Below are 15213 nucleotides of genomic sequence, written 5' to 3'. Positions count from 1 at the left end.
TTAGTTTTTTGAGTTGGTTAATGTTGTGAAGTCATTATTAATTAAAGAGGAGATAAGTTATGGCTCAAAAAGATGATTTAACGAAGATCATTGGTAAAGACAATGTTTTTGATGATCAGAAAACCCTGGAGGCTTATGCCGGGGATGAGAGTTTTGTTATCCCGGTACGGCCTTCTTGTGTGGTTAAACCCACTAAGAATACTGAGGTACAGGAATTGATTAAGTGGGCTAACGAAACAGGTACACCGCTTGTTCCGGTGAGTTCAGGAGCACCTCACTATCGGGGCGACACAGTTCCCAGTACTGGTGGGGCAGTTGTTGTTGATCTTAGCGGAATGAAAAAGATCATAAGAGTTGACCGAAGAAACCGTGTTGCAATGATTGAACCCGGCGTAACATTTGGTGAGCTTGTTGATGCACTGGATAAGGAAGGCTTGGCTGCTCATATGCCGCTTGTTCCACGCAGCACGAAATCAGTTGTCGGCAGTTATCTCGAAAGAGAACCCATTACAATGCCTAGACATCACTGGGATCCGCAAGATCCGCTGCTTTGTATGGAAGTTATTTTTGGCGATGGCCATCTGTTTATGACGGGTTCGGCTGCAGGACCGGGTACACTGGCTCAGCAGTGGGAAAACAAAAGGGCGCAGATAAGACCTATGGGACCTGCTCAGACAGACTTCCAGAGAGTTGTACAAGGCTCACAGGGAACTATGGGTATTGTGACCTGGTTATCAATAAAATGCAGAGTAAAACCAGTACTTAAGAAGTCATTTTTTGTTCCGGCCCAGAAATTAGAAGACCTTATAGGGCTTGTTTATAAAATGCATAAAGTCCTTCTTGGCGATGATATCCTTATTTTAAACAACCACAATCTTGCTTGTATAATGGCTAAAGACAGCAGCGAAGTGGCAACTCTGAAAGATGCGTTACCGCCCTATGTTCTTTTTATCAGTGCAGAGGGTCGTGGCGTAATGCCTGAGGATAAAGTGGCCTATCAGGTTACAGATATTAAAAATGCCGCACAGGCAAATGGCCTTACCCCATTGGAAGCACTTCCATGTGGATTGTCGGCTGATGATGTCGCTGCCGCATTGGCTAAACCTTCCGGTGAGATTTATTGGAAAAATAAAGCCAAAGGAGCCTGTCGGGATATATTCTTCCTGACTACATTAGACCATACACCTGACTTTGTAAAAGCTATGTGCGCACAGGCTGAAAGCAAGGGTTTTTCTCCGAATGATATAGGTGTTTATATACAACCGACCGTTAATGGTACCAGCTGTCATGTGGAATTCAACTTAAATTGTGACAGCAATAATAAGGCGGAGATGGATAAGGTTAAGGGGCTTGTTAATAATAGCATGGCTTTGGCTAATATGGGAGCATTCTTTTCCAGACCATATGGCTCCTGGTCAGACATGGTTTACAGAAGAGATGGCGAAACTGCCTCTTTCCTGAGAAAAGTAAAAACAATATTTGACCCCAATAAAATTATGAACCCTGGTAAACTGTGTTTCTAGAAGGCTTTTAAGGAGGTGTTAAAAATGGCATTAATAGATTGGAAAGCTGATATGGTTCGCTGTGAAAGGTGTTCCAATTGTAAGTGGGTTCCCTGGCAGAAAGGTCCAGGTCAAGAGTTTGCTCAGGTGTGCCCCTCAATTTCAAAACATAACTTTCATGCTTATTCCGGTGCCGGAAGATATCATAGTGCACTTGCATATGTAACCGACAAAATAGAATATACAGATGGATGGTTGGATATAATATATCACTGCCAGATGTGTGGCGCCTGTGATATAACATGCAAAACCAACCGTGATATGGAGCCTCAGGAAATGTTGCTTGCATTAAGGGCTCAATGTGTTGAAGATGGTCAGCTCGTTCCGGAGCTGATGGCCGTGATGGAAGGTTTGAAAGCAGAAGACAACATGATGCAGGCCAAAAAGGCCGACAGAGGCAATTGGGCTAAAGGCCTTAAGATAAAAGATCTTACCAAGGAAAAAGGAGAGGTCCTTTACTTTGCCGGTTGCAGGATTTCATTTGATGAAAGTCTGCATAAGGTTGCAAAAACCGCTATTTCCGTTCTGCAAAAAGCCGGTGTTGATGTAGGTATCTTCGGTACGGAAGAAGCATGTTGCGGAGGCCGTTCCTATGAAATGGGATATCAGGGCGAGATCGAAAGTTTTTCCGAAAATAATGCGGCTATGTTCAAGGCGGCAGGAATCAAGAAAATAGTGGTTTCCTGTTCCGATTGTTACCATGCTTTTAAAGTGCTCTACCATAAAATCGATAGAAAGCTTGATGTTGAAGTCCTTCATATTACTGAATATATAGCTCAGCTTATCAAGGAAGGAAAGCTCAAATTTTCCAAGAATGTTCCTTTGAGAGTTACCTATCATGACCCATGCCACCTTGGCAGACTGGGAGAAGATTGGATACCCTGGAAAGGTGTAGAAAAGAAGGTAATGGGCCAGCTTTGTTTGCATGATCCCCCGAAAGTATTCCGTCGTGGAAAATACGGTATTTACGATGCTCCAAGAGATATTCTTAGAAGCATTCCGGGTGTAAAACTTACTGAGATGAAAAGAATTGAAGAATACAGTTTCTGCTGCGGTGCTGGTGGAGGATGTATGGATTCTGATCCTGACTATTCACTCTGGGTTGCCAAAGAGAGAGTTACCGAGGCAAAAACAACAGGTGCAGAAGCAATGGTAACTGCATGTGGCTGGTGCGAACGTAATTTCTCTGACGCTGTCAACGATTCGGGTGATGCACTCAAGATATTGGATATTATAGAGCTTGTCGAGCAGGCAATTTAATAATAAGGAGGTTTGAGATGGCTTTAACAAGAGAAGCTTACAGGGCACTCGAAGATATAGTAGGTCCGGAAAACATATCAGAAGAGCCGGCTAATTTGGCTGGATATGCATACGTGTTTATGGTACAGCCATATATGCAGACTCCGGCTGAAGAATACTTTATGCCTGAATGGCCGGTAGCGGCGTTGCTTCCAGGATGTACCGAAGAGGTCCAGGCTATTCAGAGAGTATGTAACAAATATGGGATAAAATCTCATGCTTTTAGTACCGGCTGGTTTCCGGGATCTTTGGCAGGAAGCCCAGACACAATAGCTCTTGATATGAGAAGAATGAATCGTATCATAGATATCGATGAAAAGAACATGATTGCAGTTATTGAACCTTATGTTGCAGTAGGTCAGCTTCATGTTGAGTGTATTAAAAAGGGACTTCGTCCGCATGTTATTGGACCAGGACCCACAACATCAAGTCTTGCCAGTCATGCTGCATGCTGCGGTATGGGGCCGAGTTCGATTAATACAAGCCACAGCTCTCGTAACATTCTGGGCGTGGAATGGGTATTGTCTACCGGTGAATTGTTAAAATTAGGATCATTGGGACAAAGCGGCGAATGGTTTAGCGCAGATGGCCCCGGACCCGGTATCAGAGGCATCATGAGAGGCTATATGGGTTCCTTCGGTGCTCTTGGAACATTCACCAAGATTTCGATTAAACTTTATCCTTGGCCAGGTCCTGACAAACACGAGAGTACAGGAAGATCTCCATGCTATGATCCTATCATTCCTGAGAGAATGAGTTCATATATTTGTTCATGGAAATCATGGGATGATATGCATGAAGCCCAGTATATGATTACCGAAGCCGAAATGACATATTCCGGTGACAGAGCTGTTGCAGCATGGCACGGTGCTATGATGACCGAATCCAACCAGGAATTCTATGAACTGTGGCAGAAAGGTATTTTGCAGAAAAATGCCTTTGCATTTGGTATAATACTTGGTGGATACAGCGACGGAGAAATAGCATACCAGGAAAAATGCTTAAAAGCGATTCTGGAAAAAACAGGCGGCTGGATAGATGAAGATCTCGAAAAAGTACCTCATGCTAAGGGCTCCAATTATTGGTGGCATCTGTGGGGCGGAGAAATTATCAAAGGTATTTTCCGCGGAACAGGTTCGTTCTTCTGTGCAGCTACAGGTGATGATACAATCGACAACGCCTGTTTTGGAAGTTACCTTGGCGATAAATTAATGAAGCCTTATGTAGACGGTGGTCAGTTCCTGCAGGAAGTTCACAATGTATGGGGTTCCAACCTGTATGAACAAGCTACTATCGGATCACATCATGAACCGCTGTATCAGTATGATCCTTTTGACATTGAGTCAACCAAAGCTGCTATTAAATTAGGCTTTGATAGTGTTGGCGCAGCTATTACAGAAGGAGTAGGGCTGGGGTTCTTTGAAAATGCAGGTGAAATGGCGCATTCGATGACAAGCCCGCATGCTCATGATTTCCATAAGTACATGAAAAAGATAAAGAGGGTTTTTGATCCGAATACTGCATCAGATCCTCATGGATATTGCGAGCCTGAATAATTATTTGAGTGTAAATATTATTCAGAGATAGAATTCATATAATATAGTATTGAAACCGTAAGTTCCGGATAAAGTTTTGTGCCGGATTTTAAAAGGGTTCCTGTGACAAGAAGCCGATTGTACCGTTTCGCAGGAACCCTTGTTCCTTTTATATATGTATAAGGAGGAACCATAAAAGTGTTCTCTTCCTTCTTTACATAAAAGTGCTTCTATCTCTTAATGAATTTAGATGGTTACTGAAATACCCGTGAGATAATTCTTATTGGAAAGATTTACCCCATGGAGTTAAGCCTTGTGAAAAGAGAGGTTAAGATATGTTTACTGATGATACTTTGAAAAAAAAGCAACTTTTGGACGAACAGTTGATGGCTGCTATGAAGGCAATGCCTGCTGAAGCAGTTCCACCCCCTCCGCCTCCTGCTACCAACTTATCGGGCATAACCCTGAAACCAAGCTATGGTCCGGATGATATAAAGGATCTTGACTTTCAGGATGTTGGAATACCAGGGAACTTCCCCTTTACCCGCGGTAATTATCCCTTTCATTATCAGGTAGAACCCATGCTTATGAATCAGGGATATGGGTTTGCTACCACAGAGGAGACCAGGGAGCGCCGTGAGTTTCTTCAGAGTCTTGGAAGCGTTTCCCAGGGCGGACTTGTTACAGCTGTAATGACATTAGATCTTCCAACTCAGAGAGGATTGGATCCCGATCATCCGGCAGCAAAAGGCAAGGTCGGTGAGTGTGGATGTTCTTTCAGCACAATTGATGACTTTGCTGAATATTTTGATGGTCTGGATATTACAAAACTTTTTACAGCGTTACTTGCTATTGATAACGCTCTTCCGATAAACGCTCTGTTTGCAGCTTATATTCTTGATCGGCGAAAAGAAAACCTTGCCGATATGTGGAATTTGCCCTGCAATCTGTTTCATCATCAGCAGTTCTGGGATGCAGCCGGGTACCCACCAAAGACAGCCTTAAAGATGTCAACCGAGCTGATCAAATGGCACGCAGATAATATGCCACTTGCATGTCCCGGTGCCTTTGATGGCTATAATTTAGGTGAATCAGGAGCAACGCCTGCTATGGAAGTTGCTTTTGCCATGGCTCACACTATTGCTGCGGTAGAAGAGTGCCAAAAAGTAGGTCTTGATCCTAATGACGTGGTTGCCAAGTATTTGGGGCATCCTCACGTTAGTCAAAACTTTTTTGAAGAAGTGGCAAAGTTGCGGGCTACCAGAAGATTGTGGGCCAAGATATTTGCTCAAAGATTTGGAGTTACCAACCCGGATGCGCTCAGGCATAAAATAATTATAGCTCAGACTGCCGGGAACGAGCTTACAGCCCAGGAAATATATAATAATATTATCCGTGTTACTGTTATGACTATGGCAGGTATGATGGCTGATATTGAGGGAATGTGGGTAGTTTCATATGATGAAGCTATAAGTATTCCAACAGAAGAGGCGGTTAAGGTTTGTGTCCGTACATATCAGATTCTACAGGAAGAGACCGATCTTCCCCATGTTACTGATCCTTTGGGAGGCTCATATTACGTTGAATGGCTGACCAATCAAATGGAGCAGGAAATCCTTAAAATTATGGATCAGATGGATCAAATGGGCGGATATCTCAAATGCTGGGAGTCAGGCTGGATAAGAGGGCAGGTACAGGAAGCGGCTGCCAAACGTTTTGATAAAATTCAGTCAGGTGAACTGGTTAAGGTTGGTGTAAACAAATACCGTGTTGAAGAAGCTAATCCTGAACCGAATATATATAGACGCCCCATTGAAATCGAAGAGAAAGCCATTGAGCGAATCAAGAAATATAAAGCAAACAGGGATCAGGAAAAAGTAAAAGCTGCTTTGGAAAATGTGAAGATAGCGGCAATTAAAGTAGATAAAGAATGGCCAAGTTCCGGTGGCGTACTTATGCCGGCTCTGGTTGAGGCTGCAAGAGCTGGGGCCACAGCCGGAGAGATGTCCAAGGTAATGCAGGAAAATTTGGGATATGGTTATTTCTCAGGATAAAAAGGGGTAGTCATGGAAACTAAAATGAAAAAAAGGATTCTTGTAACCAAAAGCGATCAGGATGCTCATGAGGTAAGTGTTAGATACCTGACCCAGTTGTTGAGAGATAAAGGTATGGAAGTTATTTTTACCCGATATAGCATAATAGATGAGGTTGTTAAAACTGCTGTTGAAGAAGATGTGGATGTGATTGCCATGAGTTTTTACAGTGCCGGTCTTGTATATGACACTACTCGTTTGATGGAACTGATGAGTGAACAGGGCATAAAAGGTGATATAAAGGTAGTTATAGGTGGTACAATCAGCGAACCGGAAAAGAGAGAACTTCTTAAAATAGGAGTTGATGAGGTTTTTATGCCTGGAGTAGGGACATTGCAGGATGTGGTTGAATGTGTAAATGCTTAAATCTTGATATTATTTATGCTTATACTTTTTAGGGGGGATGTCGTTGAAAACCAAACAAAGTAGCGCTGATCTGGTAAGAGATATGTTGAATGGCTCTGTAAGAGCAACAGCCAGACTGATAACATTAGTTGAAGCAAATGATTCTTCAGTTCCGGAGATCATGAAGCAAGTTTATCCTCATAGCGGAAAGGCCTACGTTATTGGTTTTACCGGTGCACCCGGAGCAGGTAAAAGCACTGTAGTGGGAAAACTGGCAAGATTATTAGACCAAAGTGGGAAAAAAGTAGCTATTATAGCTATTGATCCTTCTTCCCCATTCACCGGAGGAGCACTTTTGGGCGATCGTATAAGGATGATGGAAGATTTAGGCACAAAGCAAAATGTCTTTATACGAAGCCTTGGCTCCAGAGGCGAAATGGGAGGACTGTCGGAGGCCACCTATCGGGTGGCCAATGTCCTTGATGCCTTTGGGAAAGATTATATATTTGTTGAGACTGTCGGTGCCGGTCAGGCTGAAATAGAAGTTACAAAACTTGCTGATTCGGTTGTAGTAGTTCTAAGTCCTGGAATGGGAGATGAAATCCAGGCAATGAAAGCCGGAACAATGGAAATCGGAGATATCGTTGTACTCAATAAAGCAGATCAGGCAGGTGCCGATATGTTAGCGTCCTCTCTTAAAGTCGCTCTGCATTGGGCCACTAAGAATGGAGAACGAGAGCCTGTCCTGGTTAAAACAATAGCTGTACAACAAAAAGGGATAGAAGAGCTTTGGAAAGAGCTTGAGGTGTATAGAGACTATTCGATAGAAAACGGTCAGCTTAAGCAAAGAAGAGAAAAAAGAATACGGATCGAGATCTGTAAAATTATGGAAGACAAAATTATGCGTTATCTTGATAAATTTACCAGCGATTCTAAAGAGTTTGATCAAGGAATAAAAGAAGTTTCAATAGATAATAAAAATCCAAGCCAACAGGCAGAAGTGCTATTGGAAACCTTTTTGTCTTATCTGAAACAACAGGAAAATCTCAAATGAATATCCTGGCGCCTATAGATAAAGTGGATGATGTAGAAGATGTTATAAAAGCAGGGGCTAACGAGCTTTATTGCGGTGTTATATGGGATAAATGGCTGAGCAGATATACTATAGCAGCAATTAATAGGCGGCCTGCAACCATATGCAATCTTCAGTCTTTCAATGCTTTAGAAGAAGCCGTTTCTATTGCCCATTCATATAATGCATTGGTGAACCTTGCTATAAATGAACATTTTTATACCCAGGATCAATATCCAATGCTGCTTGATTATATTAAAAAAGCTATTGATGCTGGTGTTGATTCATTTATAGTTGCAGATCTGAATCTTATCCTTGCTATAAAAGATGCCGGTCTTGACACATCTATTAATGTGAGCACCGGAGTTTCCATTTTTAACTCTGAGACTGTTAAGTTTTTGCAGAAATTGGGGATTGATAAAGTAATTTTTGAAAGACATCTGACCATCGACGAAATAAGAGATATAGTAAAAAATGTAACCGGCGTAGAAACGTGTGTTTTCATATTTAATTCCCGTTGTCCAAATGTGGATGGCCTTTGTACTTTTGATCATGTTCAGTCATTGGAAAGTTCATTCAAAAATTCCTGCATGCTCCCGTATAGCTTAAGTTTATATTCGGACAAGTTGTCTAATAGAAAATCAAAATCAGCAATTGAGCATAGTAATAAGGCTGAGATTGCTTTTAAAAGACAGCAGGTATGGACCAGACTTCATATGGATGATGTTCCTTGTGGAGCGTGCGCCCTTTATGATTTTGTTGAAATGGGGGTTGATTGCGTAAAAATAGTCGGACGGGGTAATGATTTAAAACGCAAAATTAATGATGTTAAGTTTATAAGGATGTTGCTTACACTTTTAAAAGATAAAACTATTTCAAGACAGCAGTACATAGAACAGACACGGGCATTTTATAAATATGTTTATAGACTTCCGTGCAGGACTGCTATGTGTTACTATCCTGAAGTCAGAGTAGCATAGAGGAATATTCTCAGTGGATGACAGCAAAGCGATTGATCGGGCATTATATATTACAAAAGTAAATAACCTGAAACATTACGACGGAAGTTTTTCGAGAATTTATTTTGGCTGTGAGTTTTGCCAGCGGCTGCTTCCCACGGTCAATAAGCTTGAGAAGGTTCTTGATTTTGTTTCGGAGAAAAACATAGATTTTACTTTTCTTACTCCTTATGTAACAAACGAAGGGATAAAGAAATTAAAACCCCTTTTGAAAGTTATTGAAAAAACTAAACCGGATAGTGAGGTTGTTTTTAATGACTGGGGAGTATTAAATATACTTAATGAAAAGTATAAAAGCTTTGAACCGGTAATGGGAAGACTTTTGAACAAGATGAAACGCGGCCCGAGGTTAAAAGAGGTTATGAATTCATTACCGGAGAGTACTCTCAATTATTTTCGCGGTTGTTCACTAGACAGTCCTCTTTACCAAAATTTTCTGATTGATCATAAAATAAAGAGAATAGAGCTTGATAATCTTTTGCAGGGATTGGATTTAAATCTTGGTGATAGTATTATTAATACATCTTTGTATGTTCCGTATGCCTTTATAACTACTACACGCCTTTGTCTGGCAAATTCCTGTGATATTGCCGGAAAAGAGGATGAGATCGGAATTTTCCCCTGCAAGAAAGAATGCCAGAAATATACATTTCAGCATGTTCATTCGGTAATGCCTGTTCCATTGATAAGCAAAGGCAATACCATGTTTTTTAAAAACGAAAATATACCTTCTGCTGATGTGTTGGAAAATAACCATATAAACCGTATGGTTATTGAGCCGGATGTGCCTGTATAATAAAAAATCAAATTTCATATTTGAAATATAGTTTTTATTTTAGGAGATACAACCGATGGAAAAATATTATCAGGTAGTAATTGCAGGCGGTGGGCCTGCTGGTGCCGCATGCGCTAAGGCTTTATCCGATAATGGTGTTAAATCTCTGGTTCTGGAAAGAAAAAAGCTCCCTAGGCATAAATGCTGCTCTGGTATCCTTATGGGACAGACAAGGGATTTGCTTGAAAAATATTTTGGTGGACTTCCTCCGGAAAGTGTATATTGCAATCCAAAAATTATAAACCGGAATGATATTATTGCCTGGACTGAAAAAGACGGAAATTTTGTGTATGAGTGGGAAATTCCCAAGGACGGGAAGGAATTCAGTCCAGAGTTCCTAAATATATGGCGAGGTAAGTTTGACCACTGGATGCTTAAACAATCCGGGGCGGTTATAAAAGAAAGATGCAGTTTCTCCGGATTTACCGCTGATAAAGATAAGCTTAAGCTGGATGTAATGCAGGGCGGTTCAAAAACCCGGATAGAATGTTCTTATCTTGTAGGTGCAGACGGGGGTGATTCTCTTGTGCGCAGAGCATTCGATCCTTCCTTTGAAGAAAGACTGACTGAGCTTGTTGTATATCAGGTATATTACAAATGTTTAGATCCGGGCGAATTTAAAGAAGGGCCCTGGTATGTTTTTTTAGGCAATATCGGTGATTGTATGGCAAGCATACATAAGAAAGACGATGTTCTTACTCTTGTTGTCGGGGCTTTTAAAATGAAAGGCGGTTATAAACGTCTTATGAAGGAGTTTGAAGATTTCCTTGCCGCCAGATTCAAAATGAAGCTTGCCGATAAAGTCAGAAGTGAAGGCACAGCTATGAACGATATGTTTTTAAGAGGCGATTTCTGCTTTGGTGGAGGCAGGATCTTGCTTGCCGGTGAAGCTGCGGGCCTCATATATTTAAATGGCGAAGGAATCAGTGTTGCCATAGATTCCGGATACAGGGCAGGCAGCGCTATAGCAAGGTCTATAAAAGGAGAAGGAGCTGCCTTCGATATTTACTATAATGGGTCAGAAGACATCAGGAAACATGTAGGCCTTTGCGCAAGCAAGCAAACTCTTATTGCGGGACCTCCTCAGGCAGGTCTTTAATGAATTGGGTACATTGAAAATCATAGGCATTGACATAGGAAGTATTGCTACAAAATTGGTTCTGTTGAACGATGAAGGCGTCATTTATCGTGACTCTCTTAGTTTGCCTGATAAGTCGGAAGTTGTTGCTGCCAAAGCTATAGAAAAGGCGCTTGAAGCAAATTCATTATCAAGAGAGGATATAGATCTTGTTGTAGCCACCAGCCGGTCAGGCGGAGACTTGCCGTTTGCCGATATGAAAAAAGGCCTATACATGTGTTTGTTTAAGGGTGGCCTTGAGCTTTTTCCTGATGTAAAAACGATTATTGATGTCGGAGCGGAAAATACAACAATCGTTACTCTGGATAAACAAAGCCAGATAAAAGATTTTACCGTTAACGACAAATGTGCTGCAGGCGGGGGAGTATTTTTAGAGGCAATAGCAAAAGCTATGGGTTTATCTTTGGAGGAAATGGCCGCAGAAGCTATGAAAGCGGAAAAAGGGATCGATATCGCAAGTACCTGTACCATTTTTGCCGAACAGGAAATTCTTTCATATGCTTTTGAAGATCCGCCACCTCCCAGGTCTGAGATTCTGGCGGGGCTGCATGAATCACTTGCCTCACGTGTTGTCGGTTTAACCGGAAAGGTTAGGGTGATTCCCCCTGTTCTTTTATGTGGTGGAGTCTCTTTGAATCAGGCTTTTGTAAGAAGTTTTAATAAGCATATCAATGCCGAGGTATATGTAACACAAGAACCCAAATTCGTTGTTGCGCTGGGTGCTGCCGTTTTAGGGCGAAACCATATTTTTAGTCGTAAGGAAGAGGCCTATGCCGGTAGCAGGAATTGATATAGGTTCAAGGACCGCTAAAGCCGTTATTATGGAAGGAGATAAAATTATCTCCTCACACATAGGCGAAACAATTTTAAAAGGTCCTGATGTTGGCATAAAAGTATTAAATGAAGCACTGAAACTGGCCGGTATGAAACTTTCCGATCTGGAAAGTATTATGCCGACCGGTTATGGCCGGTTCCAGTTTGTCGGAGGTGAGAAACATGTATCCGAGATATCATGCCATGCGCGTGGGGTACACTGGTATTTCCCTACGGTAAGAACAATCATGGATATCGGAGGCCAGGATTCAAAGGCCATTAAATGTGATGGCGATGGACGTCTGACCAATTTTATATTAAACAGCAAATGCGCTGGCGGAACAGGCCGTTTTCTTGAGGTAATAGCCGATATCTTGGAGGTTCCTGTAGACAAGCTAGGTGAGCTTTCGTTCTCTTCACGGCAAAATATTTCATTCAGCACGATTTGTGTTATCTTTGCGAAGACCGAAGCCTTAAACATGCTTAGGGATGGAGTGCCCAAAAACGATATTGTTGCCGGTTTGCATGATTCTATTGCCAAAGTAGCCGCAAGCATGCTGGCCCAGGTATCTGTAGAGAAAGATTTCAGCCTTACCGGAGGAGTTGCAAAAAATTCTGGTGTGGTTGCAAAAATTAAGGAAAAGATAGGGCTTGAACCTCTCATTGCTCCTGATCCGCAGTTGATCGGAGCTATAGGGGCGGCTCTTTTTGCTTTTGACAGGCTTAGGCGTAGGCGAACCGCCTGATTTATAGATAGGAGAGATTTGCATAAAGATATATCTAAAGCCTTTATGCAGATGTTCTTTTAGTTAATTTTGAAAAAATCGTTTATCTTGACATATGTCGGGGGTAATGATTAATAATTTAATCTGTTTATCCCTTTAGTATAAGAGAAAGGAACAGTTTATGTCTCAACTATTAAAAACATTATCTCCATTTGAGGAGATTAACAAAGAATTCCCTTTTGCTTCACCGATAAAAGAGTGGAAAAAAAGCGGTGGGAAGGTGATCGGTTTTTTTGGCGGGGATATTCCTGAAGAGATATTATCTGCCGCCGGAGCATTGCCGGTCTGGTTAAGAGGACCCTACGGCGAAGTTCCTCTTGATGATGCAAATTCATATCTTCATATTTATACCTGTTCTCATATGAGGAGCATATATGAAGTAGCTCTTAAAGGAGGCTACGATTTTCTGGACGGAGTGATGACAACTCCCTATTGTGATGGAACCAGACGGTTGTATGATGTCTGGGAAAGATATAAGCCTATTCCGGCAATGTTTTTTTTACATACTCCTCATAAAAATATTCCGGAGGCTGAAGAGTTCTATTATGAAAATATAAAAGAATTTATAGCAAATATTGAGCGTGCCTTTCAGAAAAAGATAACGAATGAGGCTTTGCAGGAAGCCATCAAAACCTATAATCAAACCAGAAAGCTTTTTAATCAATTATTTGATTTGAGAAAAAAAGATAATCCTCCCATTACGGGAGCGGAAGTTTTTGAGATCTATAATGCATCTGCCATGATGCCCAGAAAAGCTTTTAATGTTTTATTGAAAGAATTGATTGATGAGGCAAGTACTTCTGACAGGGCATTGAATGGCGGCCTGCGTTTGATGATTAATGGAACAGCTTTGCATAATTCGGAATATATAAAAGGGATTGAGGATCTTGGAAGTATAGTTGTGGCGGATTCTCTTCTTAACGGATCTATGAGTTTTATGGATCTTGTTAGTGAAGATGAAAATCTTGATCCATTGTTGGCTATTACCCGTCATTATTTAAATAAATTTCCTGCGCCTCGTATGGCCCCATCCGAGCCGAGGTTTGACAGAATACTACAAATGGCCGAGGATTTCCATATTGATGGCATGATAACCGGCGTAGTACGTTATTGTGCTCCGCATATTTATGATGAGGTTCGTCTCAGCAAAAGATTTGAAACCCGCGGCATCCCTTCGCTAAGATTGGATCTGGAATATGGCATGGCCGCCACAGGCCAGATCAAGACGCGGGTGCAGGCTTTTATTGAGATGATTGAAGAAAAAAAAAGAAAGGGTTAATGCTATGAACCAAGATTTATGGTTTAAGGCGGTTAAAAATTTAGAAGATATAACAGACCATGTGTTGCCTAAAGTAAAATCAAGCGGGGAAAAAGCTTATTACGAGCTATATACTTCATATTTCCAAAAAGTTACTGAGGCAATGAGGTCGGGGAAAGAAATTGCCGCCCACAGCACTTTTGTTCCGCCTGAAATATTTCATGCCATGGACATGGTTCCTGTCCTTATAGTTTCGTCAAGTGGTGCAATGACCGTATGTACCCGCAATTACAAAGAGGCCATGGACACAAGCCGTGGATATGGAGTTCCTTTAGAAACATGTTCGGCTCACAGAATACAGCTGGGGCATTTTGTTGAAAAGTGGTTTCCAAAACCGAAATTTATTGTCCATATGGGAGCCGGTTGCGATGCTTTTGCCTCAAGTGGAGGGGTCTCAGCAGATATGTATGATGTTCCTGACTATTTCATTGATGTTCCATGGGAAAATTCGGAAAGAGGGGTTAAATACCTGGCAAATGAATTCGGACGGCTGATTGAATTTGTAGAAAAGGTAACCGGTCGGAAGATGGACTGGGATCGTCTGAAAGAAAATATGGCAATGACTGCTGAAATGACGCGCCTTTACATAGAGATAGCTGAGTTGCGAAAAGCTGTTCCCTCTCCGATGGAGAGCCGAAGGGCATGGCAGTCTTATTGGATGTATTGGATTAACGCCGGGACTCCGGAAGGTGTGAAATGGTTTACGATTGTAAGAGATGAAGTTAAAGCCAGGGTCGAAAAAGGTATTGGGGCGATTCCCAATGAAAAACTAAGGCTGCTGGACCTTTTTATGCCTCCGCAGTTTTCGTTTAAGCTTCAGGACTGGCTGGCAAAGGATTATGGAGCTCTTTTTGTTAATGAAAGCATTGTTTTTCAATGGGGAAAAGATGAGATGGATCCTTCGGACCCATTGGAAGCATTGGCAAAGAGATATTTTAATGCACCTATGACCAGATGTATAATGGGTTCTTCCAAAGACTTTATAAATGATTCCATTCAGGTGGTTAAGGACTATAAGATTGATGGGGCAGTGTTCTGGGCTCAGAATGCCTGCCGTCAGTCAGGAATTATAAGATCTTTAAAAGACGCTTTAAGCGAACAAGCGGGGATTCAGACACTGGTAGTAGATTGCGATATAATGGATCCGACTTTTGTTACTGTAGAAGAGATGCAGGTAAAATTAAAGGAATTTATTGAGATATTATCTGATAGAGTAGGACAAAGATCAAATTAAAAGGGGAGAATAATATGGCAGAAGAAAAGGAAAAATATATTATTGGTATAGATACCGGGGGAACCTTTACCGACACGGTTATCATTGATAAGCACGGAAAAGTAACTATCGGTAAGGCTCTTACTAACTATGGGGATCTTAAGGCCGGTGTTATCAGCTCTTTGA

General features: G+C 41.6%; 14 protein-coding genes. All 14 read left to right on the top strand.

Annotated elements, in window-relative coordinates; translation table 11 throughout:
- Positions 1–59 precede the first annotated feature (59 nt).
- A complete protein-coding gene (locus tag KKC46_18670) occupies positions 60–1523 on the top strand; it encodes an FAD-binding oxidoreductase (GenBank protein ID MBU1055828.1) in 1464 nt (487 codons plus the stop codon).
- Between the two features lie 24 nt (positions 1524–1547).
- Positions 1548–2822, top strand: a complete 1275-nt coding sequence (locus KKC46_18665; protein ID MBU1055827.1) for a (Fe-S)-binding protein — start codon at positions 1548–1550, stop codon at positions 2820–2822.
- Between the two features lie 17 nt (positions 2823–2839).
- Positions 2840–4417, top strand: coding sequence for an FAD-binding oxidoreductase (locus KKC46_18660; protein MBU1055826.1), 1578 nt, complete (start codon positions 2840–2842; stop codon positions 4415–4417).
- A 314-nt stretch (positions 4418–4731) separates the two neighbouring features.
- Positions 4732–6450 (top strand): acyl-CoA mutase large subunit family protein, encoded by a 1719-nt coding sequence (locus tag KKC46_18655; protein ID MBU1055825.1) that lies wholly within the window; start codon positions 4732–4734, stop codon positions 6448–6450.
- A gap of 12 nt (positions 6451–6462) precedes the next feature.
- On the top strand, positions 6463–6855 hold the full coding sequence (locus tag KKC46_18650; GenBank protein MBU1055824.1) for a cobalamin-dependent protein: 393 nt from the start codon (positions 6463–6465) through the stop codon (positions 6853–6855).
- 82 nt (positions 6856–6937) lie between these two features.
- The gene (meaB, locus tag KKC46_18645) at positions 6938–7888 is read left to right on the top strand and encodes a methylmalonyl Co-A mutase-associated GTPase MeaB (protein ID MBU1055823.1); all 951 of its coding nucleotides are present in this window, start codon (positions 6938–6940) and stop codon (positions 7886–7888) included.
- Positions 7885–8886 carry a U32 family peptidase gene (locus KKC46_18640; GenBank protein ID MBU1055822.1) on the top strand — a complete coding sequence of 334 codons (1002 nt, stop codon included), beginning with the start codon at positions 7885–7887 and terminating at the stop codon, positions 8884–8886. The genes meaB and KKC46_18640 overlap by 4 nt, the downstream gene beginning before the upstream one ends.
- Before the next feature lie 13 nt (positions 8887–8899).
- Positions 8900–9721 carry a hypothetical protein gene (locus KKC46_18635; GenBank protein ID MBU1055821.1) on the top strand — a complete coding sequence of 274 codons (822 nt, stop codon included), beginning with the start codon at positions 8900–8902 and terminating at the stop codon, positions 9719–9721.
- A gap of 55 nt (positions 9722–9776) precedes the next feature.
- On the top strand, positions 9777–10859 hold the full coding sequence (locus KKC46_18630; protein ID MBU1055820.1) for an FAD-dependent monooxygenase: 1083 nt from the start codon (positions 9777–9779) through the stop codon (positions 10857–10859).
- Positions 10860–10863: 4 nt separating this feature from the next.
- A complete protein-coding gene (locus tag KKC46_18625; GenBank protein MBU1055819.1) occupies positions 10864–11688 on the top strand; it encodes a hypothetical protein in 825 nt (274 codons plus the stop codon).
- Complete coding sequence (locus KKC46_18620; protein MBU1055818.1) at positions 11669–12457, top strand: 2-hydroxyglutaryl-CoA dehydratase; 789 nt, start codon at positions 11669–11671, stop codon at positions 12455–12457. Before KKC46_18625 ends, KKC46_18620 begins: the two co-directional genes overlap by 20 nt.
- 160 nt (positions 12458–12617) lie before the next feature.
- Positions 12618–13775, top strand: a complete 1158-nt coding sequence (locus KKC46_18615; GenBank protein ID MBU1055817.1) for a 2-hydroxyacyl-CoA dehydratase family protein — start codon at positions 12618–12620, stop codon at positions 13773–13775.
- Positions 13776–13779: 4 nt separating this feature from the next.
- The gene (locus KKC46_18610; GenBank protein ID MBU1055816.1) at positions 13780–15048 is read left to right on the top strand and encodes a 2-hydroxyacyl-CoA dehydratase family protein; all 1269 of its coding nucleotides are present in this window, start codon (positions 13780–13782) and stop codon (positions 15046–15048) included.
- Between the two features lie 14 nt (positions 15049–15062).
- Positions 15063–15213 (top strand): hypothetical protein (locus tag KKC46_18605; protein ID MBU1055815.1); only part of this gene is annotated, 151 nt, incomplete at its 3' end.

Source organism: Pseudomonadota bacterium (assembly GCA_018817425.1).
Lineage (GTDB): Bacteria > Desulfobacterota > Desulfobacteria > Desulfobacterales > RPRI01 > RPRI01.
Note: the sequence above shows the minus strand (reverse complement) of the source record. Positions and strands in the feature narration are given on the sequence as shown.